The organism is Rossellomorea sp. DA94 (genome assembly GCF_029834455.1).
In the GTDB taxonomy this organism is placed as follows: Bacteria; Bacillota; Bacilli; order Bacillales; family Bacillaceae_B; genus Rossellomorea; species Rossellomorea vietnamensis.
In genome coordinates this window covers 2,807,423-2,831,778 of sequence record NZ_CP122397.1, presented here as the reverse complement: position 1 = coordinate 2,831,778, position 24,356 = coordinate 2,807,423, and the positions used below count along the sequence as shown (strand labels likewise).

At 43.7% G+C, this 24,356-nt stretch carries 25 protein-coding genes and 1 riboswitch; of the genes, 23 read left to right on the top strand and 2 right to left on the bottom strand.

All coding sequences use genetic code 11. The annotated features are described in order from the left end of the window. The first annotated feature begins 12 nt into the window (after window positions 1-12). The 4 genes from spoVAEA (at window position 13) to P8596_RS14765 (ending at window position 4,163) form a co-directional block, all read left to right on the top strand. On the top strand, window positions 13-609 hold the full coding sequence (gene spoVAEA, locus P8596_RS14780; RefSeq protein WP_159362195.1) for a stage V sporulation protein SpoVABEA: 597 nt from the start codon (window positions 13-15) through the stop codon (window positions 607-609). Further along, window positions 575-2,053 (top strand): spore germination protein, encoded by a 1,479-nt coding sequence (locus P8596_RS14775; protein ID WP_034758218.1) that lies wholly within the window; start codon window positions 575-577, stop codon window positions 2,051-2,053. The genes spoVAEA and P8596_RS14775 overlap by 35 nt, the downstream gene beginning before the upstream one ends. Window positions 2,054-2,129: 76 nt before the next feature. Next, window positions 2,130-3,428, top strand: coding sequence for a diaminopimelate decarboxylase (lysA, locus tag P8596_RS14770; protein WP_279727010.1), 1,299 nt, complete (start codon window positions 2,130-2,132; stop codon window positions 3,426-3,428). Between the two features lie 363 nt (window positions 3,429-3,791). After that, window positions 3,792-4,163 carry a GNAT family N-acetyltransferase gene (locus P8596_RS14765; protein ID WP_279724222.1) on the top strand — a complete coding sequence of 124 codons (372 nt, stop codon included), beginning with the start codon at window positions 3,792-3,794 and terminating at the stop codon, window positions 4,161-4,163. A 13-nt stretch (window positions 4,164-4,176) separates the two neighbouring features. Here P8596_RS14765 and P8596_RS14760 read toward each other — a convergent pair whose 3' ends face one another. Next, window positions 4,177-4,707 (bottom strand): DUF309 domain-containing protein, encoded by a 531-nt coding sequence (locus P8596_RS14760; protein WP_279724221.1) that lies wholly within the window; start codon window positions 4,705-4,707, stop codon window positions 4,177-4,179. Window positions 4,708-4,872: 165 nt separating this feature from the next. Between P8596_RS14760 and P8596_RS14755 the strand changes: the two genes are divergently transcribed. The 15 genes from P8596_RS14755 (at window position 4,873) to P8596_RS14685 (ending at window position 19,899) form a co-directional block, all read left to right on the top strand. Continuing rightward, complete coding sequence (locus P8596_RS14755) at window positions 4,873-5,637, top strand: segregation/condensation protein A (RefSeq protein WP_159362192.1); 765 nt, start codon at window positions 4,873-4,875, stop codon at window positions 5,635-5,637. Continuing rightward, the gene (gene scpB / locus P8596_RS14750; protein WP_224519592.1) at window positions 5,624-6,217 is read left to right on the top strand and encodes an SMC-Scp complex subunit ScpB; all 594 of its coding nucleotides are present in this window, start codon (window positions 5,624-5,626) and stop codon (window positions 6,215-6,217) included. Before P8596_RS14755 ends, scpB begins: the two co-directional genes overlap by 14 nt. Before the next feature lie 193 nt (window positions 6,218-6,410). Then, window positions 6,411-7,571, top strand: coding sequence for a D-alanyl-D-alanine carboxypeptidase family protein (locus tag P8596_RS14745; protein WP_254651772.1), 1,161 nt, complete (start codon window positions 6,411-6,413; stop codon window positions 7,569-7,571). Then, a complete protein-coding gene (locus P8596_RS14740) occupies window positions 7,564-8,157 on the top strand; it encodes a nucleoside recognition domain-containing protein (RefSeq protein ID WP_279724220.1) in 594 nt (197 codons plus the stop codon). The genes P8596_RS14745 and P8596_RS14740 overlap by 8 nt, the downstream gene beginning before the upstream one ends. After that, on the top strand, window positions 8,158-8,685 hold the full coding sequence (locus P8596_RS14735) for a spore maturation protein (RefSeq protein WP_034758235.1): 528 nt from the start codon (window positions 8,158-8,160) through the stop codon (window positions 8,683-8,685). A 150-nt stretch (window positions 8,686-8,835) separates the two neighbouring features. Next, a complete protein-coding gene (locus P8596_RS14730; RefSeq protein WP_034758238.1) occupies window positions 8,836-9,567 on the top strand; it encodes a pseudouridine synthase in 732 nt (243 codons plus the stop codon). Window positions 9,568-9,823: 256 nt separating this feature from the next. Next, window positions 9,824-10,354, top strand: a complete 531-nt coding sequence (resA, locus tag P8596_RS14725) for a thiol-disulfide oxidoreductase ResA (RefSeq protein ID WP_034758241.1) — start codon at window positions 9,824-9,826, stop codon at window positions 10,352-10,354. Between the two features lie 31 nt (window positions 10,355-10,385). After that, window positions 10,386-12,062: a cytochrome c biogenesis protein ResB gene (resB, locus tag P8596_RS14720; protein ID WP_254651771.1), complete on the top strand. Its 1,677-nt coding sequence runs from the start codon at window positions 10,386-10,388 to the stop codon at window positions 12,060-12,062. Next, window positions 12,043-13,218 (top strand): c-type cytochrome biogenesis protein CcsB, encoded by a 1,176-nt coding sequence (ccsB, locus tag P8596_RS14715; RefSeq protein ID WP_034760586.1) that lies wholly within the window; start codon window positions 12,043-12,045, stop codon window positions 13,216-13,218. The genes resB and ccsB overlap by 20 nt, the downstream gene beginning before the upstream one ends. Before the next feature lie 121 nt (window positions 13,219-13,339). Then, entirely contained in the window at window positions 13,340-14,056 is a 717-nt protein-coding gene (locus P8596_RS14710; protein WP_034758246.1) for a response regulator transcription factor, read from the top strand. Further along, entirely contained in the window at window positions 14,053-15,816 is a 1,764-nt protein-coding gene (locus tag P8596_RS14705; RefSeq protein ID WP_229592324.1) for an ATP-binding protein, read from the top strand. Before P8596_RS14710 ends, P8596_RS14705 begins: the two co-directional genes overlap by 4 nt. A gap of 255 nt (window positions 15,817-16,071) precedes the next feature. Beyond that, window positions 16,072-16,626, top strand: coding sequence for an RNA polymerase sigma factor SigX (gene sigX, locus P8596_RS14700; RefSeq protein WP_224519596.1), 555 nt, complete (start codon window positions 16,072-16,074; stop codon window positions 16,624-16,626). Then, window positions 16,598-17,815 carry a hypothetical protein gene (locus P8596_RS14695; RefSeq protein WP_224519597.1) on the top strand — a complete coding sequence of 406 codons (1,218 nt, stop codon included), beginning with the start codon at window positions 16,598-16,600 and terminating at the stop codon, window positions 17,813-17,815. The genes sigX and P8596_RS14695 overlap by 29 nt, the downstream gene beginning before the upstream one ends. Before the next feature lie 218 nt (window positions 17,816-18,033). Next, entirely contained in the window at window positions 18,034-18,927 is an 894-nt protein-coding gene (locus P8596_RS14690; protein ID WP_279724219.1) for a peptidoglycan DD-metalloendopeptidase family protein, read from the top strand. Window positions 18,928-19,041: 114 nt separating this feature from the next. Then, window positions 19,042-19,176, top strand: a riboswitch (FMN riboswitch). A 153-nt stretch (window positions 19,177-19,329) separates the two neighbouring features. Beyond that, window positions 19,330-19,899, top strand: coding sequence for an ECF transporter S component (locus P8596_RS14685; protein WP_034758259.1), 570 nt, complete (start codon window positions 19,330-19,332; stop codon window positions 19,897-19,899). A gap of 106 nt (window positions 19,900-20,005) precedes the next feature. Here P8596_RS14685 and P8596_RS14680 read toward each other — a convergent pair whose 3' ends face one another. Further along, window positions 20,006-20,254, bottom strand: a complete 249-nt coding sequence (locus tag P8596_RS14680) for a ferredoxin (RefSeq protein ID WP_034758261.1) — start codon at window positions 20,252-20,254, stop codon at window positions 20,006-20,008. Between the two features lie 223 nt (window positions 20,255-20,477). On the opposite strand from P8596_RS14680, the gene P8596_RS14675 reads away from it, so the two are divergent. From P8596_RS14675 to P8596_RS14660, 4 genes are read left to right on the top strand one after another with little or no spacing between them, the layout of a single operon-like run. Beyond that, window positions 20,478-21,542, top strand: coding sequence for a YpbB family protein (locus P8596_RS14675; protein ID WP_279724218.1), 1,065 nt, complete (start codon window positions 20,478-20,480; stop codon window positions 21,540-21,542). Next, on the top strand, window positions 21,520-22,992 hold the full coding sequence (locus P8596_RS14670; RefSeq protein ID WP_224519600.1) for a RecQ family ATP-dependent DNA helicase: 1,473 nt from the start codon (window positions 21,520-21,522) through the stop codon (window positions 22,990-22,992). The genes P8596_RS14675 and P8596_RS14670 overlap by 23 nt, the downstream gene beginning before the upstream one ends. 9 nt (window positions 22,993-23,001) lie before the next feature. Further along, window positions 23,002-23,601 carry a CPBP family intramembrane glutamic endopeptidase gene (locus tag P8596_RS14665; RefSeq protein ID WP_224519601.1) on the top strand — a complete coding sequence of 200 codons (600 nt, stop codon included), beginning with the start codon at window positions 23,002-23,004 and terminating at the stop codon, window positions 23,599-23,601. Beyond that, window positions 23,594-24,310 carry a LysM peptidoglycan-binding domain-containing protein gene (locus P8596_RS14660; RefSeq protein ID WP_279724217.1) on the top strand — a complete coding sequence of 239 codons (717 nt, stop codon included), beginning with the start codon at window positions 23,594-23,596 and terminating at the stop codon, window positions 24,308-24,310. The genes P8596_RS14665 and P8596_RS14660 overlap by 8 nt, the downstream gene beginning before the upstream one ends. The last annotated feature ends 46 nt before the right edge of the window (window positions 24,311-24,356 follow it).

The window sequence follows — 24,356 nt, the reverse complement described above, 5'->3', positions numbered from 1 at the left end:
CAGGGGTTTCGTATGGACAATAAAAGGAAAGTGATCCTGATAACAGATGGGGATGAATACGCCAAGCGCGCCATCGAATGTGTGGCGAAAGGATATGGCGGAAGGTGTATATCAAGCTCCAAAGGCAATCCCTCTGTGTTGTCGGGACCCGAAATTGTAAAGCTGATTCAAAGAGCCAAAAACGACCCTGTCTTTGTGATGTTTGATGATAGTGGATTCATTGGGGAAGGCGCAGGTGAAAGGGCGCTAAAGTATGTTGCGAATCATGCGGAAATAGACGTGCTCGGAATTATTGCGGTAGCAAGTAAAACCAGGCAGGCGGAATGGACCAGGGTGGATGTCTGCATTGATAAATTCGGGGAGTTGACTCCATACGGGGTCGATAAATTCGGTGTACCTGAAATGGATGTTGGAAGATTGACGGGAGACACTGTTTACTGCCTTGATGAACTGGATGTGCCGGTGATTGTCGGAATTGGTGACATAGGGAAAATGGCCAAGCGGGATCATTATTCCCAAGGCGCCCCCATTACGAAAAAAGCAGTGGAGATCATCTTAGAAAGGAGTGGGTATCATGCCTCAAAAGACGAAAGAAACACCGATACCTAAAGATTTAAAGGTCATTGAAGATTATATGAAAGAGCACGTAGGGTTGAACACGAGCTTTGACATCGGTGTCCGCAAATTGATGGTCTTGAAAAAAGGTGTTCATTTTTATTATATAAATGGCCTCACCGATGCATCCTATATCATTGAAATTGTAGAAGAACTTGTGGAGATCAATGATCATGAACGGGCTACAAGCAGATTATACGATATTGTACATAATCGACTTGTGCATCAATCCGTTGAACCGGTAAAAACGATTGAAGAAGCAGTTGATGAAGTGCTTTCCGGTTTGATTGCCGTATTTGTTGAAGGATATGAAGAAGCGCTGATCGTAGATGTCAGGAGTTATCCTGGAAGACAGCCGTCAGAACCCGATACGGAGAAGGTCGTCCGCGGTTCCCGTGACGGTTATGTCGAGAATATCATCGTCAATACAGCCTTAACAAGAAGAAGAATAAGAGATCCCAGGCTGAGGTTTGAAATATTCCGGATCGGAGAGCGTTCCAAGACGGATATTTCAATTGCATATATCGATGATGTGGCCAACCCGAGCTTGATTGAAGTGATCAAGAAAGAATTGAAAAGTATTAAAATCGATGGGTTGACGATGGCGGATAAAACGATAGAAGAGTTTCTGGTAAAGCAAGGATATAATCCATATCCACTGGTCAGATATACAGAAAGGGCGGATGTAGCTGCGACCCACCTGCTAGAAGGGCATGTGCTGATCTTTGTCGATACATCGCCGAGTGTCATCATCACGCCTACCACGTTCTTTCATCATCTGCAGCATGCGGAGGAGTATAGACAATCACCGGCTGTTGGGACGTTTGTGAGATGGACAAGATTCATGGGAGTGCTTGCTTCACTTTTCCTTCTTCCGTTATGGTATCTATTCGTACTGGATCCATCACTGCTGCCGGAAGTCATTAAATATGTCGGACCTCAGGAACAAACCAATATTCCGGTGATCGTTCAATTATTCATTGCTGACCTTGGGGTGGAGATGTTCAGGATCGCCGCCATCCATACCCCGACCCCGCTCTCGACGGCCATGGGTTTGATCGCCGCCGTCTTGATCGGTCAGATTGCCATCGATGTAGGGCTATTTCAGCCTGAGGTCATCCTGTATGTAGCTGTCGCTTCGATCGGTACGTTCGCAACTCCGAGTTATGAATTGAGTGTAGCGAATAAGATGGCAAGGCTTCTTCTCCTGGTGATGGTTGCGTTCTTCCATATCCCTGGTTTGATGATTGGAAGTACCCTGTTCATTCTGTACGTAGCGAATATCAAATCCCTCAATACACCGTATCTATGGCCGCTGCTGCCTTTCAGTCCGAAGGCGTTTATGCAGATTCTCGTCAGGAAGTCGGTACCGGGGTCTAAAATTCGACCAAGTATCGTCCAGCCGAGAAATAAATACAAACAACCTGCTAAATCTTAGAATATTGCAACAATTCCTTTTCTGTGGTAAATTACGTTTAATTAGTAGTGGACTATAGAGGGGAATGAGACGTTTCATGCATCTTCATGGATCAGCAGAAATAAAAAACGGGGGCTTAACGATAGGCGGGGTCAGTACCGGAGACCTGGCGGCTCAATATGGTACCCCCCTTTATGTTTATGACACGAAACTTGTCAGGGAGCGTGCAAGAGGGTTTAAAGAAACATTTGAATCCCTCGGGGTGAAGGCGGAAGTGGCCTATGCCAGCAAAGCATTCTCCTGTATCGGAATCTTTCAGTTAATGGATGAAGAAGGGCTGTCCCTGGATGTCGTTTCTGGAGGAGAGCTATTTACGGCCTTGAAGGCAGGTTTTCCTCCGGGGCGGATCCATTTTAATGGGAATAACAAGTCAAGGGAAGAACTGACGATGGCCATTGAACATAAAATCGGCTGTATCGTCGTCGATAACTTTCATGAACTGGAGCTTGTGGGTGAATTGTCACGATCTCTTGAAGAAGCCACAAAGGTGTTGTTAAGAGTAACACCAGGGATCGAAGCTCATACCCATGATTATATCCTTACGGGACAGGAAGATTCGAAATTCGGATTTGATTTAGAGAACGGTCAAGCCGAAAAAGCGATGAAATCAGCGCTGGATTCCGAAACAATTGAATTGTTGGGACTCCATTGCCATATAGGTTCACAGATTTTTGAAACGACGGGATTCATTCTCGCCGCCAGGAAAATCATTGAAAAGGTCGCCCTGTGGCGTTCTCAATACAGCTTTGATCCACAGGTCATTAATCTGGGTGGTGGATTTGGAATCCGATACACGAAAGAGGATGATCCCATTCCTCCTGCTCAGTATGTGAAAGAAATGATTGCTGCAGTGAAAGAGGAAGTGGAGAAATACAATTTAGCTATGCCTGAAATCTGGATTGAACCGGGTCGGTCACTTGTAGGGGACGCGGGTACAAGTCTTTATACGTTGGGGTCGCAGAAAGATGTCCCGGGCGTCCGGAAATATGTAGCGGTCGATGGGGGAATGAGCGACAATATCAGACCTGCCCTATACAAGGCGAAATATGAAGCGATTATAGCGAATAAAGCAGACCGGATGTGTGAAGATACGGTTTCCGTTGCAGGGAAGTGCTGTGAGTCCGGAGACATGTTGATATGGGACCTGCCACTCCCTGTCGCAGAAGACGGGGATATTCTCGCTGTGTTCTGTACAGGTGCATACGGATATTCAATGGCGAATAACTATAATCGGATTCCACGGCCAGCCGTCGTATTCGTCGAGGACGGAGAAGCGAGGTTAGCTGTCCGAAGGGAGACATATGAGGATCTGATTACCCATGATGTTAGGTTTTAACGACCAATCATATAGTCTTTAAGTATATCGTACTTAAAGACTACTTTTTTTGTATTCTGAATTACATACTTTAACAAATTTCGATTTTACTATACAATAACAATGACATAAACACATAGAGTGAAGACAAAGGAGTCAGTCATGAAGATCAGTAATAAAGCATTGTTCTTGTTATTAATCGTTGCCGGTCTGGTGTGGGGAGTCATCTACTGGATGTTCATCGCTGGAAACTGATTGATTGGGATTTGCTTAATAAAAGTAAATTTAGTAAGATAAATAAACGTTCATATCAATTAAATTTCTAGTTTTTGTCTATAATTAGGAAATAAATAGATTAGACATAAAACATGACGAGGGGTAAATATGTTAATTCGGTATAAAAAGGCGTTTGAAAAGATTGCCATGGGATTATTATCTTTCATGCCAAATGAAAAGGATTTGAAGAAGCTTCAACAAACGATGAAGCAATACGAAACTGAAGAAAATTGGCAGCTCTTTTTATGGAAAGAAGAGGACATAGTAGGTTTGATCGGAGTTTACAAAACAGAAGGTACATTAGAGATTCAACATATATCAGTCAATCCATCACATCGTCACGAAGGAATCGGGAAATCCATGGTGAAACATCTGAGGGATATGCACTCGGAGCTTGAAGTGAAGCCCAATTCAGACACCGCATCATTTTTTGAGAAATGCGATGAAATTGGTGAAGACAACGAGGAACAGGAACAATAAAGAGGCAGGCCGCCTATACTGGTGGTCCGCCTCTTTTTTTTCGTAAGGCATTTCTCCGCTCGGTAATCACATCGGTGCGGTCCCTGAAGGAATGGCGGTGAATGAGCGCTGAATTCGTCAGGTCACTCTCTGAACACCAGATGTAGCCATTTTTCCTGCACCGCAGTTGAACCTGATCTGAAAGGGAAGCATCCGTTAAAGGCAGGATGATACTGTGATAAGGTTGATTTTCACCGATTTGGTGAATGGTTTCCTCCATCATTGCGTGAAGCTTTCCGGAATGAATCCCCAACCCGGTCAATTGTTTGTGATTTCCCTCAATATTCTTCATGGCTTTATTGAATGTCCTCACAGCACCTGTCAGATTGCCTCGTCTATAATGATAAAAGCCCACTGCGACCTGAATGAGACCCACCCAGTGGGAAGTCCTGTTTCCCGGATCGACTTCTTTCCAATATTCTTCTAATACTTCATGGCATTCAAAATAATCTCGATTACCGTGAAAATACATTAAGTATTCGATGTAGGCTTCAGGATAAACCATAAGATCCCTCCATATGACGCAAAGTAGTTAAATTGTAGCATAAACCCCCGCTGATACGACAGGAAAGCCTGTAAATACAAAACTTTCTATTGGAGAATAGTGGTCTTTCTACTATACTATTAAGTAGCGTTCCAGCAAGATTGTTATGAGAAATTTGGTGATAAAGTGGAATACAATGTAAAGATTGACGCTTTTGAAGGTCCCTTGGATCTTCTTTTGCATCTGATTAACTCGTTAGAAATTGATATATATGATATTCCTATGGCTCAGATCACGGAGCAATATATGTTATATGTACATACGATGAAGGATTTGCAACTGGATGTCGCAAGTGAATATCTGGTGATGGCAGCTACGTTACTCGCCATTAAAAGTAAAATGCTCCTGCCTAAGCATGATGAGGGCATGATGGGCGATGAAATCGAATTTGAAGAGGAAGATCCCCGCGACGAACTGGTGGAGCGGTTGATTGAGTACCGTAAATTTAAAGAAGCAGCGAATGAACTGAAGCATCGTGAGGAAGAGAGGGGGCAAGTGTATACCAAGCCTCCAAGTGACCTTTCTGAATTCAGTGAAGAGGTTGATTTAAAGAATACTGAGGTTCAGGTATCTTTATATGATATGCTTGGAGCTTTTCATAAATTATTGAGAAGGAAAAAACTCCAGCGCCCCGTTCAAACGAGAATTACGAGACAGGAAATATCCATTGAGAAGAGAATGACCGATATTCTGGAAAACTTACAAAATTTAAAAAGACGCACCTCCTTTACAAGTCTTTTCCCCTCTGATAGTAAAGAGCATCTCGTGGTGACGTTCCTTGCTGTGCTTGAATTAATGAAGCGGAAACAAATCATCGTCAACCAGGAGAATAACTTTACGGAAATATTTGTAGAAGCAGGAAAGGAGGCTGGAATGGTTGAGCAATATTAATTGGAAAGGGATCCTTGAAAGCTTATTGTTTGCAGCAGGGGACGAAGGTCTATCACTGAAACAGGTCTGTTCTGTGCTGGAAATCGAAGAACAAAAAGCAAAGGATGTCCTTGAAGAATTGAAGAATGATTATGAGAATGATTCCAATAGAGGCATATACATCATTGAAATAGCAGGAACCTTTCAATTAGTGACAAAAAAAAGGAATGCAGACTACTTAAAGAAACTGGTAGAATCCCCACATGTAAGCTTCCTGTCCCAGGCAGCCCTTGAAACCCTTGCGATTATCGCGTATAAACAGCCAATCACGCGTATGGAAATCGAGCAGATCAGGGGTGTCAAGACCGAGCGTCCCATTCAGACCCTTACATCAAAAGGGCTCGTCAAGGAAGTGGGCAGGGCGGAAGGGACCGGACGTGCCTTTTTATTTGGTACCACGAAAGAATTTCTGGACTACTTCGGCCTGAAGAGCATTGAGGAGCTTCCGCCTCTTCCTGAAAGCATTGAAGACGAATTCGCCCAGGACGAAGCGGACCTGTTCTTTGAGAAATTTCAAGAGACGATGGAAACGAACGAATAGAAAATCATATATGAAAACGCAGGACTGTAATGATGCATACACAGTCCTGCGTTTTTTGTTTTGGAGACGGCCCCATCGTGATAAACCTTTCACTTGTACAATCTGCCCTTTTGCTTTCGAGATTTCACTCATATTACCCCTTGTCCTCTCATAAACTTGTACAAACACGTTAGATTTAAAGGAGTAGATGGGTGTGAATCGAAAGAGAGCGAGATTTTACATATACTATTTTCTAATCATTGCTTTTCTGTTTGTCTCTGTTTCCAATAAGGTTCTGGCTGCACCTTCAGTCAGTTCACAAAAAGCAATCTTAATGGATCAGGAAACAGGGCGCATTCTATATGAAAAGGATGCCCATACTCAAAGTCGCATTGCCAGCATCACGAAAATCATGACCGCGATCCTTGCCGTCGAGTCCGGAAAGATGGATCAGGAAGTAACCGTATCTCAGAACGCGGCCGGTACGGAAGGCTCCTCCCTTTACTTGAAGGCAGGAGAGAAGATAAAGCTTGAGGATCTCGTGTACGGATTGATGCTCAGGTCAGGGAATGATGGGGCAGTCGCCATTGCGGAATTTGTAGGGGGAAGCCTCGACGGTTTTGTCTATATGATGAATGAAAAGGCAAAGGAAATAGGGATGGAAAATACTCATTTCTCCAATCCACACGGTCTGGATGACCATGAAGATCACTATTCGACAGCGTATGATATGGCCGTTCTCACGAGATATTCCATGGAAAACGATAGGTATAAGGAAATTGCAGGCACCAAGGTCCACACCGCCCCTAATCCAGATGAAAAGTGGGACCGCAAGTGGAAAAACAAAAATAGACTGCTGACCGAATTATATAAATATAGTACAGGAGGGAAAACGGGTTATACAAAACTGGCAAAAAGAACGCTCGTTTCCACCGCATCCAAGGATGGGGAGAATCTGATTGCCGTGACCCTGAACGGCCCTGATGACTGGAATGACCATATTGGGATGTTTGAATACGGATTTAAACACTATGATTACAAAATCGTCCTGGACAAAGGCAAAATTGAAAAAATGGATGATAAAATCTATAAAGACCATACCTATCTCAAGCGGGAATCTGTATTAACCTTGACGGATGATGAAGTGGATAAGGTCAAGGTGGAGTATAAGATGTTGAAGCCAAAACAGGAATGGTTAAAGGGCCAGCATGTGCCTGAGGTAGTCGGGAAGGCAGTGGTTTATTTAGGTGACAAGGAAGTGGATACCCTTCCCGTTTTTTATAAAGCATCACCTGAAAAGAAAGAAGAAAAAAGCTGGTGGAAGTTTTGGGCTTATTCCTTCGAATCCATCATAGGGGTACGGGACCATGGTTAACTTGATCTGGGTGGGGATGACCATCATCGGGTTGATATTCGCCATCATTAACGGAAAAATGGCAGAAGTGAATGAAGCCATTTTCACTTCAGCTAATGATGCCGTTACCTTATGCATAGGATTGATCAGTGTATTAGTGTTTTGGCTCGGGATTATGAGGATCGCCCAGGAAGCGGGATTGCTTGATAAATTGGCTAAGTTGTTCAGGCCATTTGTGAAGAGACTATTCCCGGAAGTGCCCGATAATCATCCGGCAATGGGGTATATCCTTTCCAATATGATGGCTAATATGTTCGGCTTGGGGAATGCTGCGACCCCCCTCGGGATCAAAGCTATGGAGCAGTTGAAAAGCTTAAACGGTGGAAAGGATGTGGCCAGCAGGTCGATGATCACATTCTTGGCGATCAATACCTCCAGCATTACGATCATTCCGACAACGGTGATCGCCATCCGTATGAAATATGACTCTGCGTCGCCAACTGAAATCGTAGGACCCACTCTGATCGCCACGATGCTGTCCACCATTGGTGCGATTCTGATCGACCGTTATTTTCATTACAGGCGAACCCGTCGAGAGGTGAAGTAAATGCAATGGATATCCACCATTTCCTTATGGCTGATACCGATCATGATTGGATTTATATTAATCTATGGGACCATCAAAAAGGTCCCGACGTATGAAACATTTGTTGACGGTGGAAAGGAAGGGATCAAAATAGCGGTATCGATCATTCCCTTTCTGATTGGGATGCTGGTGGCCATCACCATCTTTCGGGAATCGGGTGCCCTTGAATTCTTTGTTGGTCTGATCCGCCCGGCATTGCTTGCACTCGGCATCCCTCCGGAAATCGTCCCTCTGGCCATCATCAGGCCGATTTCCGGAACTGCTGCCCTCGGCATGATGAGTGATATCATCGCCACCAACGGCCCTGATTCCTTCATCGGAAGACTCGCTTCCACCTTGCAGGGAAGCACGGATACAACGCTATATGTACTGACCGTATACTTCGGTGCAGTCGGCATCCGGAAGATGGGGGATGCCCTGAAAGTAGGTCTCCTCGCCGACCTAGTCGGAATAGCCGCCGCCATCTTCATCGTCACCATCATGTTTTAAAAGTCCTTCTTAAAATCATTTGATAAAAATGAAAAGGCATAAAGGGATCGACTGAATTGGTCGATTTTCCTTTATGCCTTTCTATTTTGCCTGGATTGTGTAATAATTCATGAAGGTAAATGTATTGAAAATTAAATGAGGTGAAAGACCGTGGAACGATTACAAAAGGTAATTGCTCACAGTGGCGTGGCGTCACGTCGTAAAGCAGAGCAATTAATTATAGAAGGTAAAGTAAAGGTCAATGGGAAAGTCGTGAAGGAACTTGGGACGAAGGTATCACACTCCGATCGAGTTGAAGTGACGGGCATCCAGATTGAAAGAGAAAATAAAGTATATTACATGCTTTATAAACCAAGAGGGGTCATCTCCGCTGTAACAGACGATAAAGATCGTCAGGTGGTAACGGATTTCTTCCCTGAAATCGAGGAAAGAATTTATCCTGTCGGCAGACTTGATTATGAAACTTCAGGGATCCTCCTGTTAACCAATGATGGCGACTTTGCCAATTCCCTTATGCACCCCAGCAATGAGATTGAAAAGACGTATGTGGCAAGATTAAAAGGGATTCCGCCTAAATTCAAGATCCGTGAGCTTGAGAAAGGAATTAAGCTGGAAGACGGAATGACCGCACCAGCTAAAGTGAAGGTCCTCAGCATCGATAAAAAGCAGGGGAAATCAATCGTGGAAATCACGATTCATGAAGGAAGAAACCGTCAGGTCCGCAGGATGTTCGAAGCCCTGGGGTATCCTGTTCAAAAGTTGAAAAGAGAAAGATATGCATTCCTTTCCCTCCACGGCTTGAATGCTGGAGAGGGAAGAGAACTGACACCACATGAAGTGAAACAATTGAGGGCGCTCGCTGAAACAGGCAGTATCCACTAATGTCCACTATGGAAAGTGTCACATATCCTTCATATAATTTACATTAACTTTAAAGTGATAAATGATATAATGAGAAAGGAATTTTACCCTGAAATCATGGGATATTTCTCTGCTCATTATGAGGATATGAAACCGTACATTATGGCAGGGACTGATTTCATAAGTGGACTCTTATGACTTCAGGCCCTTTGCTACTGTAAAGAGAGAAAAACTTCTCCATTCTTGAGAACGATTTCAATTTGGGAGGCACACGTAAATGAATAAGAAAAAGCGCAGATTGCTCATACGGACCATTATTCTCATTGTGCTGACTTCTGCAGTTGCATATACCCTTTATGCAAACTTTACGAAGGACGAAAGAGGGATGTTAAAGGCAGGCGATAAGGCACCGGATTTTGTCCTTACGGATATGGATGGGAATACACACCGCCTTTCCGATTATGAAGGAAAAGGGGTCTTCCTTAACTTCTGGGGAACATGGTGCAAGCCGTGTGAAAGGGAAATGCCTTACATGAACAATCAATTTAAGAAGTACCAGGATCAAGGTGTACAGATTTTAGCGGTAAATGTAGGGGAATCCGATTTCCTCATTAATCGATTCGTTTCAAAACATGGGTTAGAGTTCCCTATATTAGTAGACAAGGAAGAGGAAGTGCAGAATGCATACGGGATCGATCCACTTCCTACGACGTTCCTGATCAACCCTCAGGGAGAAATTGAGAAGATCATAACGGGTACGATGACAGAAAACGATATCATTGAAGATTTAGAGAGCATCAAGCCGTAAGGCAGTTTAACTTGAAATAAGGAGTTTTAGCATGAAAGAGATTAAATGTGTATGCGGTCATGTGAATCCAAATGGTACAGTTCTCTGTGAATCCTGTGGACGGGCTTTAACGGAGGAAGCAAAGAATGAAAAGCTCCATGACATGCGTTACGAGGGGAGTGCAAGACGTTCCCAAACGTATAATAAATCAATTATAGATAAGATTTGGAATTTCTTTTCATCTGTGAAAGTGGGCGTATGGTTAATCGTCATCACGCTTATTGCTTCAGCAGTGGGAACGATACTGCCCCAGGAACAGTATATTCCAAATGGTCAGCCTGCAGATGAGTACTATGAAGATGTTTATGGTTTCTTCGGAGAATTATACTATACGGTAGGGTTCCATGATCTTTATAGCTCATGGTGGTACTTGCTATTGATTGCATCCATTGGGGTTTCCCTCGTCATATGCAGTCTGGACCGTGTGATCCCCCTCTATCGCGCCTTGAAGAATCAGCGTGTCACAAGACATGCCGGCTTCTTGAAACGCCAAAGGATCTACGGGAAAACGGACACGGCCGAATATGAAGAGCCACTTGGAAAAATAAAAGAAAATCTGACCCGGAAAAAATATAAGATCCGGGAAGAGGATGGGAATATCCTTGCAGAGAAGAACCGGTTTTCAAGATGGGGTCCTTATGTGAATCATATCGGTCTGATCATCTTCCTTTTCGGTGGCATGCTTCGATTCGTTCCGGGGATGTACATAGACGAAACGGTGTGGATCCGTGAAGGAGAGACGAGAGCCGTTCCGGGGACGGACCAGGAATATTACTTGGAAAACAAAGGCTTCACCCTGGAGACATACGACAAGAATAAGGATAAAGAAGTATTCGGTGAAGCGATTGACAAAAACGGGACCATTGCGAAGAATTTCCAATCAGATGTGATCCTGTATAAGGAATCAGGAGATCGCGTTCCCGGTCAGAAGGCAGAACGCGAGAAAGAACAAGAGGAGTCCATTAAAGTAAACCATCCTCTTAAATTCGGGAATTTTGCTGTCTATCAAACAAGTTATAAACTGGATGAATTCAAATCCATGTCTTTTACCCTGGATAACAAAGAGTCGGGGAAAAGCTTCGGTGAATTCACAGTCGATTTATTCGACCCTCAAAACGCCTATACGTTTGAAGATGGGTATAAAGCAGAACTTATGGGATATTATCCGGATTTTTCCGGGTTCAACGAGCAGGGTGAACCCCAGACGAAATCCCCGCTTCCGAATAACCCGGCATTCCTGTTTAAATTGTTCTCACCTGAAAAGCCCGAAGGTGAAATCAGTTTTGTAGGAATCCGAAAAAACCTTGAACCTTTAGGAGAAAATGACTATAAATTGTCATTTGCCGGTGTCGAGACGAGAGATGTATCCGCCTTAACCGTACATAAAGATCTTACCCTCTGGATCCTGGCCCTTGGAGGAGCCATCTTCATGATCGGTGTCATACAGGGTGCCTACTGGCATCACAGAAGGATTTGGATCAGGCGGAGTGATGATGGGGATGGAGTCATCGTAGCCGGTCATACGAACAAAAACTGGCATGGTTTGAAAAATGAAATCAGCTTTGTATTGGAAGGCAGTGGAATCAATGAGCCTGTCGATCAACAACAAAAGGACGAAGTAAGGAGGAATGAGGATGTCAACGACAACAATGGCAGAGTGGAGCAGTAATTTACTTTACGTATCCTTCATCATGTATTTGATCGCGACTCTGTTTTTTGGCGGGAGTATCCGTCAAAAGAATACAACGGAAACGAACCAGAAGAAATGGGGCTTTATCGGAATTGCTTTAACCCTTGTCGGATTTGCCTCTCAATTGGGGTACTTCTTTCTTAGATGGGGGGCTTCGGGACATGCACCGGTAAGTAATTTATTCGAATTTACAACCTTTTTCGGTATGATGCTTGTCGGGGCATTCATCATTCTTTACTTTATGTATAAGACGACGATCCTTGGTGTCATCGCACTGCCATTCGCCCTTTTGGTGATTGCATACGCCAGCATGTTTCCAAAGGACATCAGTCCACTCATCCCCGCCCTTCAAAGTGATTGGTTGAAGATCCACGTCACAACCGTTTCAGCAGGGGAAGCGATTCTTTCCATCAGCTTCGTAGCAGGGCTGATCTACTTACTGAAATCAGTTCAGCATACAAAAGGCAGCAGGCAGTCATTCTGGCTCGAGACAGTGATGTATTCATTGGTTGTCGTACTGGGGTTTGTTGTCGCATCGACGGCATTTACCCTTGGCCATTATGAAGCGAACTTTCAATATGTGAATCAACAGGGGGAAGAGGCCATTTCTGAATACACGCTCCCTGCCCTGGTAGGTCCGAATAAAGGTGAATTATTGAGCGAAGACGTGATGGAGCCACTCGTTGAAATGCCTGCTCTCATCAATGCGAAGAAATTAAATACCGTGATTTGGTCATTTATGGTCGGGACAGTCATTTATCTTCTTCTCCGCTTGATCTTCAGAAAGCGGATCGCAGCTAAGATGCAGCCACTCGTAAAGAATGTGAACCTCGACCTGATGGACGAAATCGGTTACCGTTCCGTATTGATCGGATTCCCGGTATTCACTCTCGGAGGACTCATCTTTGCCATGATCTGGGCACAGATCGCCTGGACCCGCTTTTGGGGATGGGACCCGAAAGAGGTTTGGGCATTGGTTACATTCTTATTCTATGCAGCCTTTCTCCACCTCCGCCTGTCCAAAGGCTGGCATGGGGAGAAATCGGCATGGCTTGCTGTTGTAGGGGTTGCAATCATTCTATTCAACCTTGTAGCGGTTAATCTTATCATTGCCGGGTTACACTCATACGCATAATCAATCGTAACGAAAGGAAGGAGCTGACAACCATGAGAATCGAATTCTCTTTCCTGTCAGCTTCTTTTTTTATACAAAATATAGGATAATATAGTGTAAATATACAAAGGGGGATGTACCCATGGAGGAAAATATTCGCATTCTGGTTGTTGATGATGAAGATCGAATCAGAAGACTGCTAAAGATGTATTTGGAAAGGGAAAACTATGAAATCGATGAAGCGGAAAATGGGGAACAGGCGTTAGAGATGGCCCTCGAACAAAACTATGATTGTATTCTATTGGATATCATGATGCCTGGAATGGATGGAATCGAAGTGTGTCAGCACCTTCGGGAAAGCAAGGCGACCCCCGTCATCATGCTTACTGCCAAGGGTGAAGAAGTGAATAGGGTACAAGGTTTTGAGGTCGGGACCGACGACTATATCGTGAAGCCTTTCTCTCCCCGTGAAGTAGTTCTCAGGGTGAAGGCACTATTACGACGCTCCACGAAGTCAAGCTTCATTCAGACAGATGCAAAAGCAAAGGACCTGATTGTTTATCCTCATCTGACAATCGATAATGATGCCCACCGGGTGTCGGCGGATGGGATCGATGTCAATCTGACTCCTAAAGAATATGAACTCCTCTATTTCCTTGCGAAAGCTCCAGATAAGGTATTTGATCGTGAGCACCTGTTGAAGGAAGTTTGGCATTACGAATTCTTCGGCGATTTGCGTACGGTGGATACCCATGTGAAACGATTACGGGAAAAGCTGAACAAAGTATCTGAAATGGCTGCTAAAATGATCGTAACCGTATGGGGAGTAGGCTATAAATTCGAGGTAACAAATGAATGAGGCTTTGGCGTAGTGTAGTAGGGAAACTGTGGGTGACCATCCTGCTTCTGGTTTCCTTTGTATTATTTATTCTCACCATCTTATTGCTTGAATTCTTTCAAAATTACCATGTTGGTGTAGTCGAGAAAGAATTGACCAATACGGCTGAAAAAGTAGCCAGGGTCATCGAGAATCATAATGACCTGACCCTTGGAATGGAACTTGGGAAAGAAATCATCGATGAACCTGTCAATATCATCATTTCCCTGGATCAAAACCAATCATTATATTCTCGGGATTCGACTGTCTTTCAAAAGAAGATCCACCAGTATATCTCGAAGGATAACAAGCTTCAGTCGGTCAAATCAAAAGAAATCACCGTGAAAAAAGAGGTTGAACTGTCCAAGGAATCGTCTAATCGATATGAGAATGTCATTGTAGTCGGCACGCCCCTTCATATCAATGGGGAAGATGGTGCGGTTTATCTCTATCAGTCCCTAGGGGTGATCAAGGATACGACACGACAAACCACCAAACTGATTCTGCTTGCGGCAGGGATTGCCATCATCCTTACGACCATCTTTGCCTTTTTCCTCTCCACCCGTATCACTGCTCCGCTCCGAAAAATGAGGGAGGCAGCTTTCGAAGTGGCAAAGGGAAAGTTCGATACAAAGGTTCCGATCCTGACAAAGGATGAAATCGGTGAGCTTGCTACCGGCTTTAATCAGATGGGAAGGCAGCTGAAGTTTCATATCAACGCACTCAGTCAGGAGAAAGAGCAGCTTTCATCCATTCTCAGCAGTATGGCTGATGGTGTCATCACCTTTAACCGGGACGGGACCATCCTGATTACAAACCCCCCTGCTGATCGTTTCCTTCAACACTGGTATTACGAGCAGAGTGAAGAGGGTGAAGAAGCCATTCCGACGACTGTAAGGGAGTTGTTGCAGAGTGTGGTCGTAACTGAAATGGAACAGACGGATGAACTGAGTCTGCAAGGGCGTTCCTATGTAGTGATTGTGAGTCCCCTTTATAATAATAACACCATCAGGGGAGCTGTCGCGGTGGTTCGGGACATGACAGAAGAACGGAGATTGGATAAGCTCCGCAAGGATTTCATCGCCAATGTCTCCCACGAACTTCGCACCCCCATTTCCATGCTGCAAGGGTATAGTGAAGCGATCGTGGATGATATTGCTGGATCCGAAGAGGAGAAGAAAGAAATTGCCCGCATCATCTATGATGAATCGCTTCGCATGGGAAGGCTCGTCAACGACCTCCTGGATCTCGCCCGCATGGAAGCTGGGCATATCACCTTGAACAAAGATGTGATCGGTGTTGTGCCTTTCACGGAAAGAGTGACAAATAAGTTCATCGGATTGGCCAAGGAAAAAAAGGTTTCCATTTACTTTGAAAGTGATGTGGAACTGAATAAAGAGATTTTCATAGACCCCGATCGAATTGAACAAGTATTAACGAATCTCATCGATAATGCCCTTAGGCATACGCCGACAGGAGGGGAAGTGACGGTTTCCCTTAAGGAAAAGAAAGGCGGATTTCTGTTCCATGTCAGGGACACGGGTTCCGGCATACCTGAAGAGGACCTTCCTTTCGTATTCGAGCGGTTTTACAAGGCAGATAAAGCAAGAACAAGAGGAAAGTCCGGAACAGGTCTCGGCCTCGCCATCGCCAAGAATATCATTGAGTCCCATAAGGGGCATATTCAGGTGCAAAGCAAAGTCGACCAAGGGACAACCTTCACTTTCTTTCTCCCTATTTAGCCAATTATCGATCATCTCCATAGAAACATGACGATTTTTCTTGTTACATGGGAAACATTCTTTATTTTTTGCTCTATTTCAAAAAGGTTGTTGAAAAAGAGAAAATGAGCCAGCAGGGTGATTTCCCTGTTGGCTTTTTTCATGCGGTTTCCAGGTCAATAGGGGTCTTTCCTTTTCACCTAAATAATACTATATTGATAGTGTGTAACTTTTTTACATAGTAATCGACTAATAATTTGACGGGGAGGGAATAAAGTGAACTCCGTTTTTGAGAAATTATACTCTGCTTATCATCAGGATGTATTTCAATTCCTCATATACATGGTACAAAATAAACAGCAGGCTGAAGACCTGGCCCAGGAAGTCTATATCCGGGTGCTTAAATCTCATGAGAATTTCGAAGGGAAAAGCTCCGAAAAGACATGGCTTTTTTCCATTGCGAAAAATGTTGCCATCGATCATTTCAGAAGACAAAAAAACTGGAAAAACCGTATTCTTGATAAATTCGATTGGAGTCGCAATGAAGTAACAGACGACGGGGCGCTTCCCGAAGAGATCGCCGTTGCCAATGAAGAAATCCAGGTGTTGTATGAATGTTTGAAACACTGCACAACGGACTTTCGAATGGTCATCATCATGCGTTATTTACAGGAACTTTCAATCTCTGAAACCTCTGAGGTGCTTGGCTGGTCAGAAAGCAAAGTGAAAACGACCCAGCATAGGGCCATCAAATGGTTGAGGATTGAAATGAACCAACGGCTCCCAAAGGAGGAAAGAGACATTGAACCAGTCAGAATGGAAAGATCGTGATATCGAGGACCTCATCAAAAAGCTTCCTCAAATCAAAGATGATCGAACTTCTCACTATATCCATGCACGAATGGAAAGGAGAAAAAAGAAAAGGCAAACCACATTTAAACGATTCATACCGGCAGTCGCTGCATTTGCCGCCATATTCATCATGGTCCTACTCGCTCCCACCGTTCTAAATCAACTAACGGATACGGGTATGGAGAAATCCGAATCGGGTGCGGAACCAGGCAGCTTAGAAAATAAAGGGGACATCGCTTCTCTGCAGAAAGAAAGTGAACTCCCTCCCCAATCCGGTAAAGAAAAGAAAGTCGCTGCGACGGAGGTTGATCCAAATGAAAACAGCAAGCTGACGATGTCTGAGGATCTAAAAGAATCCCCCAAAAGGCTTTCTCTTTATGAAGAAGATCTAGAGGGAAAGGAATTCTATTCCTTTGGACTTGTTTCACCTGAAGCAGTACCCATACCTGTAACCATTGTGGAAGAACAGAGACAGGAAGACTGGTTGACAAGACATGAGCAAATCGGTGAGGAACTGCCGGAAACCGATTGGGGACTTGAAGACTATCTGCCTTTAAATGGAGATGTGTCTCTTGATAAGAATAAGGTCATTTTCACCCTCGACCCCGATCATTCTTACAGTGGCAGCAGTGCAGTAGAATACGCTTTTTATCACTCTCTTCAATATTCATTCCAGCATAAAGGGCTAGAAGAGGTTGTACTGAAAAATCTTGACGGTTCGGTCCCTCAATTCAGTTCGACGGGAGAATTCTCAAGTGTTGATCTGAATGAAAAAACGCACAGTGCATACTATCTTTACTCACCCAATGGGAAGGACCGCTTCCTCGTACCGGATAATATAAACAGAGGGGGGATCAAGGAGTCGATCCAAGCAATGAAAAGTGCAGAGACGGGCCTTTTCCAAAGCGTCATCCCGAAAGACATCAATTTTAACGTGACAGAAGCAAGTGAGGTGGTCACAATCAGTTTTTTAAATGAATTGGATTTAACCTCTTTAGGCGAACAAACCGCACAGGAGATGATCGAAGGAATCCTGCTGACAAGCAGGAGTTCCGGCTTTGAAAGTGCCCGGTTTGAAAACATTAAACAGGAAAGCTGGAACGGCTTTGACTTCACAGAGCCCCTCGAGACACCGATCAGTCCGAATAAAAAGAGCGTTGTGAATTAAATATCATGGAAAAGACCAGAAGCGGATTTGATCCGAATCTGGTCTTTTTATTTATACGCTATAAAAACGAATATTTACCCAATACACAGACAAACTACACAAAGGAAAAATATCTCAAAAAGAATGCCTATGCATGTAATGAGGGGGAAACGGTTAGAATGGTGTAATACATATAGAAGTCAAGGTACGTCTGTCAATAAGACCGAAGGAGGACAAGCATGATTTTCGATTATGCAAAAAGGCTTTTCATCGTTTTTCTTTTAACGGTAAGTGTATTCATGATGTTCTTAACCGAAAATGCAGCAAACGCAGAGCTGGATAAGGTGTCAGGTGACACATCGTCCTGGACATTTCCCGTAGAAGGTATGATAACAGATTCATATGGTACAAGGTCGGGTTCTCACAAAGGCATGGATATCGGAGGGGACATCGGGTCGCCTGTATATTCTGTGGCTAAAGGAAAAGTGATCAAATCTTATCTTTCAGATAGCTACGGTCATGTTGTATTCATCAGGCATGAAAATGGATATGAAACCGTCTATGCTCATCTTCAAAGCAGGCTTGTGGATGAAAATCAGGAAGTGGCACAAGGTCAACAACTTGGACGGTTGGGGAACACTGGAAGATCAACGGGGGCTCATCTCCATTTTGAAGTACACAGAGGGGAGTGGACGATTGATAAAGAAAATGCTGTCGACCCTTATCGTGTATTCGGTCAGGGAGAAGTCGGACAGCTGGTATTTGCTAAAGAGAAGGATCCTTTCCAGGCAGTAGGTGTCTCTGGGACTCCGGAATCGCTTCCTGAAGAAAGTGTAGCCGAGGGAGTGCACATCGTCCATAAAGGCGAGACTCTTTGGGGGATTTCCAGACAATACGGGATGTCAGTTGAAGAAATCATGCAGAAAAATGAATTGAAGAGCTCCGTGTTAAAGGTCAATCAGAGGTTGATGATTCCAGCATTCTCCCCTAAAGGGCAATATGTAGTGAAGCAAGGGGACACACTGTATTCGATCTCTAAGGCGCAGGGGATCGATATGGATGAACTGGTGTCGAGGAATGACTTGAACCCGGCATCGGCGATTTATCCCAGGCAGGTGCTGAAGGTGAATTGATGATGTCACACACAGCATGGGAAAGGGAAAACACATAATTAGTTCGAATTCGAACTGTTTTTCTTCACATAACACTCAACTTTATGTATAATGAGAATGTATAAAAAAATAAAGATTCGTCTTCGGGGCAGGGTGAAATTCCCTACCGGCGGTGATGAAACCACGTGTTTCTAAGCCCGCGAGCCTTTTGGGGCAGGATTTGGTGCGATTCCAAAGCCGACAGTATAGTCTGGATGGGAGAAGATGAAGGTGATGGCCACAACGTTTAGAAAATGGGAAGCTAAACGTTTATTAGGGTATGCCTTTCATTCTCCGGGATATGTTTATCCGGGAGTTTTTTAATGCTACCTTTTGCTTGAACCGTCTTCGATTTGAGATGAATCTCCTAAAGGAGAGAGAGTTATGAAAAAAATGAATACGAGAATGTTTGTCACAATTGGTATGCTAAGTGCCATATCGTATGTACTAATGTTATTCAACTTCCCAATTCCACCATTTCCAAAGTTTCTCATGGTTGATTTCAGTGATGTACCTGCATTGATTGCGACGGTCACACTGGGACCGCTTGCAGGAATATTGGTCGAACTGTTTAAAAACGTGATCGATTATGTCATGACCGGAAGCGACACAGGTGTTCCGATTGGTCATGCAGCCAATTTTATTGCGGGAGTCCTTTTGATTCTTCCGACATATTACATCTATTCACGTTTTCAATCGAAAAAAGGTCTGTTGATCGGACTGATCACAGGAACCGTCGTCATGAGTATCAGCATGGGGATCCTGAATTACTTTGTGTTCCTTCCTGCTTATAAATACTTCATGAACTTTGAGCTTCCTGCTGAAATCATCATTACCGGAATCGTTCCATTCAATATCCTGAAAGGGATTTTGGTGACATCCGTATTTACTTTACTGTTTGTCCGCCTTCAAGGCTGGCTATCAAGACAGGTGGCCTTAAACAAAGCGGCATAGTGATACTATAAAAATGAACCCCTCAACCAAATTGAGGGGTTTTTCTATTGGATTCCATTCCATTAAAAAAAGCTAAGAAGATCGATCTTCTTAGCCTTCATCCTTACTATTCAAATTTCAGTGCATCTCCGTCGAATGGTTCGTCAGATACTTTAATGGAATCTGTCGGGCAACCTTCAAATGCATCGATCATATCATCTTCCAACACGTCAGGAACTTCAACCGTCCCCTGGTTATCATCTAATGTTACAAATGCAATACCTTCATCATCATAATCGTAAATATCTGGAGCGGCAGCCCCGCATGCTCCACATGCAATGCATGTATCCTTGTCAACGATCGTATATTTTGGCAAAGAAAAAACCTCCCGAATAAATAATTCTATATAATTCATCATTATACACAATGTCAATTTGTGAAAAATCACTTAATGTTTATTTTATAGAGGATTGGATGACTTTTCAATAGTTAGGTGCTTTCTTTTTATTTTTATCCTATATATGAAAAACAAAACATGGTGAAAAGCCAATTTCATGGTACAATATTTGACAATAACCTACATATTAAGGAGGAGAGCATTGACCTATCTTAATTATGTGATCCTATATTGTTTTATGCACATTAATGGAGAGCGCTCCATTTACTCTGTATTTCACATTCTAAAAGGGAAGAAATCTTCCCAATCGATTCAGGATGCACACATTTTTCATCTGCAGCCTTTTTTCCTTTCTTTACCTAAGTTGAAGCGGCCGTATTTCAATCAAAAGGTAAGGGAACTGGAAGAGGCCGGATGGATGACCGTTGGTGAAAATGATAATGCCATAGTGTCATCCGAGGGTTCTAAAGCCGTGAAACAGTATTTTCTTGATGAGACCTTCCCTTCAGAAATGAACGGTCTCATCCATGGTGATAAAGCCCGTCTATTCTGGATGAGGTTAAGCCTCCTGGTTCAGGTCCTTTCCAATGCGAAACGACAGGAATTCCTCTATTACCCGGTTCAGCGGAACAGACATATACAGGAATGGGTCAAGAATTGTATCAGGGCCAATCCAAACAGTGACAATCTCTCGTCCCTCTTGTTCAAAGAGCTGACCACCCTGCTGAATGTCCAGGAAAGTGATCCATCTTTATTGGTGTATCGATTAACTGGATATAAGGACTATGGCTGGACGGAATTTCAGGTGGCAGAGCAATTGGACATGGATCTTGAAGAGTGCCGCTTCCGATTCCTGAATTTGCTTCACGGTATGTTGACAGAAATAGAAAAGGATCCTAAAGGCTTTCCGTTATTATATTCCATGGGCTTGAAAAGTGACCACCGACAGAACCTGACCATATCGACCAGCAAGACCTACGACTTGTATAAGAGGGGGCATTCCCTTGAAGAAATCGCCCGGATTCGTAAATTGAAACTCAATACCATTGAGGACCATGTCATCGAATTGATCTTAACAGAAGAAGGTTTGGGCATTGATCCCTTCATTACCAGGGAAGAATACGTAAACGTACTGAAGGTGATGGAGGAAGCGCAGACGAAAAGACTTAAGCCCATTAAAGAAAAGCTCCCTCATTTGAGCTATTTTCAAATCCGGGTGGCTATCGCAAAGGCAGGTGAAACACGTGAATCTGCAACAAGAACTTAAAGAAAGATTCGGTTACTCTTCCTTTAGGGAAGGACAGGAAGAAATCATCCATTCCGTGCTGAATAAACAGGACACAGTTGCTATGCTCCCGACCGGGACAGGGAAGTCACTATGTTATCAGCTGCCCGGTTATCTGATGGATGGGCACGTGTTGATCATTTCTCCCCTGCTCTCTTTAATGCAGGATCAAGTGGAGCAGATGAAAGTGATGGGGGAAAAGCGGGTCATCGCACTGAATTCTTTTTTGCCCTACATGGAAAGAAGAGAGGCTTTGGAACGATTACATCTGTATAAGTTCATCTTCATTTCCCCTGAAATGTTAATGAAGCGAGGGGTCATATCCTCCCTGCAATCTTTGGATATTTCCCTGTATGTGATCGATGAAGCACACTGTATATCTCAGTGGGGACCTGATTTCAGGCCGGATTATCTAAAGCTCGGGGAACTGAAGAAAGTGCTCCACAACCCGACCACTCTGGCATTGACGGCAACGGCGACGGAGGAAGTCAGGGAAGACATCAAGCAGGTGCTTCAAATGGATCATGCTGTTGAAATGGTCTATTCAGTCGATCGTGGGAATATTGGATTATTTGTTAAGAGGGTGTCCGGACCAAATGAAAAACTGAACACTTTGTTAGAATGTGTGAGAGCGTGGGAGGGTCCGGGAGTAGTATATTTCTCAAGTAAACGTATGGCTGAAGATGTTGCTCTCTGGCTGTCAGAGAACGGTGTGTCAGGAGTGGCCCACTATCATGGTGGGATGGAGCAGGAGGACCGGATCTTGATTCAACAGCAATTCCTTTCAGGGAAGCTTAGAATGATCTGTGCAACCTCTGCTTTTGGAATGGGAGTGAATAAAGAAAATATACGTTTCGTCATTCACTTTCATTTCCCCTCCAGCATCGAAGCGTTTTTACAGGAAATTGGAAGGGCGGGCCGCGATGGAGAAAGTAGTGTATCTGTCGTGCTATACTCAGAACAGGATCTTTCCTTGCCCCTTCAGTTCATCGAAAGTGAGTTGCCCCAAGATGATCAAATTCAGAGGTTTATCGAAGAGGGCAGAAAGGGACAGTCAAAGGAGTTAATCGAACAGCTTCAACTTACAGAGGTGCAGTATCGATTCCTGTTGTATTATACAGAGGAGTTGACCCGGGACATGCCAATTGATCAAGATAGATTACTAGAAAAAGTGAAACAAATCCGGAACAATCGTTTACAATACAAGAAGGACAACCTGTACTCCATGATCAACTGGCTTCAGGCCGTTACGTGCAGACGGGAGAAGCTCCTCCATTATTTCAATGAAAAAAAGAATGTCGATAACCCATATTGTTGTGATCGATGCGGTGATTCACTCGATGATTTCAAGACTGAGCCATTCTCGTTAAATATACAAGAAACCGGCACTGCGAACTGGGAGAAAAGGTTAGAAAATTTATTATTAGGATAAGTGGTATCAATGAAGAAACAAGGGGAAATCATTCAACAGCTTTCCAAAAAGCAATTAACTTTCCATTTGTATTTTACTCAATTTTTACTATTAACGATCGCCTGTGTGTTAGGTATATTTTTATTTGACACAACGTCCGAATTCTGGAATCAAATCAGGTTTTCCCCTGCCATCTTTACGGTCGGGATGTCGAGCGGTCTCCTGATCGTCCTGATCGATATCCTCCTGATGAAGCTGTTGCCTGCTAAATATTACGACGATGGCGGGGTCAATGCACACATATTCACAAATAGAAGCATGGGGGAAATCGCTCTTTTAGCGATGTTTATCAGTGTAAGTGAAGAGGTTTTATTCAGGGGTGTCCTTCAATTTCACTTTGGACTGATCATTTCAAGCATTATTTTCGCTCTCATTCATTTCAGGTACTGGGCTCACTGGTTTTTAATCATCAATATCGTATTGCTCAGCTTTTGGATCGGTTTCATTTATGAATTCACAGATAATTTATTGGTTACGATCATCATGCACTTTGTCATCGATTTTTTACTGGGGTTACATATGCGTAAGAATGGAAGACAAAGAAGTAAAGAAGGGATGTCACATGAGTAAAGACCCATATCGAGATCAGGCAGCGAAACGGAAGATAAAAATTGAACGAGTCCCTGAGGAAACACCCGTCAAAAAAAGGGAGCCCCTTCCCCCAAGAAGTGAGCTGCATAGAGAGAAACATAAAAAGAACAAATGGAAAATGAAGTACCCATTGATCAGTATGCTGCTCTTATTTTTTATTTTATTGCCTTTGACCGTTTTTGGCATTTATTCTTATCTCGATCACAGAAATGGTCCCCTCGTCGTCATGTCCGAAGATATAGATGACGTGGTTGAAGTCCGTTATGACCAATCTGAGGATGAACAAGAAGATAGTGAGGCTGAGGCTGCCGTCGCCCCTCAAAAGGAAGAGGATCCTCCTGCAACGGACAAGGAAAATGCAACATCGAAAGAGTCCGCTTCCACTACTGGTGAGAAGAATCAACAAGCCTCGGCACCGCCGCCTAAAGAAACAGTGGAAGAAAAGCCGCAGGAACAGATAAAAGAAGAACCAAAAGAAGAACCAAAAGAAGAACCAAAAGAAATAGAGAAAGAAGAGCCAAAGGTCAAGATTGTGTATCATACGGTTAAACCACAGGAAACCTTGTACCGGATCGCCATGAATTACTACCATTCCCCATCAGGCGTTGACCGGATCAAAGAATGGAATAAAATTCAGGATACAGACATTCAGACAGGCCAAGTGTTGGAAATTCCGTTAGATCAATAAAGCACCCTCCCCAGAATATGGGGCGGGTGTTTTTTTGTTGGTGATT

Excerpts from the sequence above, each read along its gene's own strand:
- spoVAEA (WP_159362195.1), top strand. The coding sequence starts at position 13 with ATGGACAATAAAAGGAAAGTGATCCTGATAACAGATGGGGATGAATAC.
- lysA (WP_279727010.1), top strand. The coding sequence starts at position 2,130 with ATGCATCTTCATGGATCAGCAGAAATAAAAAACGGGGGCTTAACGATA.
- resB (WP_254651771.1), top strand. The coding sequence starts at position 10,386 with ATGAAAGAGATTAAATGTGTATGCGGTCATGTGAATCCAAATGGTACA.
- P8596_RS14710 (WP_034758246.1), top strand. The coding sequence starts at position 13,340 with ATGGAGGAAAATATTCGCATTCTGGTTGTTGATGATGAAGATCGAATC.
- P8596_RS14660 (WP_279724217.1), top strand. The coding sequence starts at position 23,594 with ATGAGTAAAGACCCATATCGAGATCAGGCAGCGAAACGGAAGATAAAA.
- P8596_RS14760 (WP_279724221.1), bottom strand. The coding sequence starts at position 4,707 with ATGGTTTATCCTGAAGCCTACATCGAATACTTAATGTATTTTCACGGT.
- P8596_RS14735 (WP_034758235.1), top strand. The coding sequence starts at position 8,158 with ATGCAATGGATATCCACCATTTCCTTATGGCTGATACCGATCATGATT.
- P8596_RS14740 (WP_279724220.1), top strand. The coding sequence starts at position 7,564 with ATGGTTAACTTGATCTGGGTGGGGATGACCATCATCGGGTTGATATTC.
- P8596_RS14705 (WP_229592324.1), top strand. The coding sequence starts at position 14,053 with ATGAGGCTTTGGCGTAGTGTAGTAGGGAAACTGTGGGTGACCATCCTG.
- P8596_RS14665 (WP_224519601.1), top strand. The coding sequence starts at position 23,002 with ATGAAGAAACAAGGGGAAATCATTCAACAGCTTTCCAAAAAGCAATTA.
- P8596_RS14775 (WP_034758218.1), top strand. The coding sequence starts at position 575 with ATGCCTCAAAAGACGAAAGAAACACCGATACCTAAAGATTTAAAGGTC.
- P8596_RS14690 (WP_279724219.1), top strand. The coding sequence starts at position 18,034 with ATGATTTTCGATTATGCAAAAAGGCTTTTCATCGTTTTTCTTTTAACG.
- ccsB (WP_034760586.1), top strand. The coding sequence starts at position 12,043 with ATGGCAGAGTGGAGCAGTAATTTACTTTACGTATCCTTCATCATGTAT.
- P8596_RS14765 (WP_279724222.1), top strand. The coding sequence starts at position 3,792 with ATGTTAATTCGGTATAAAAAGGCGTTTGAAAAGATTGCCATGGGATTA.
- P8596_RS14685 (WP_034758259.1), top strand. The coding sequence starts at position 19,330 with ATGAAAAAAATGAATACGAGAATGTTTGTCACAATTGGTATGCTAAGT.
- resA (WP_034758241.1), top strand. The coding sequence starts at position 9,824 with ATGAATAAGAAAAAGCGCAGATTGCTCATACGGACCATTATTCTCATT.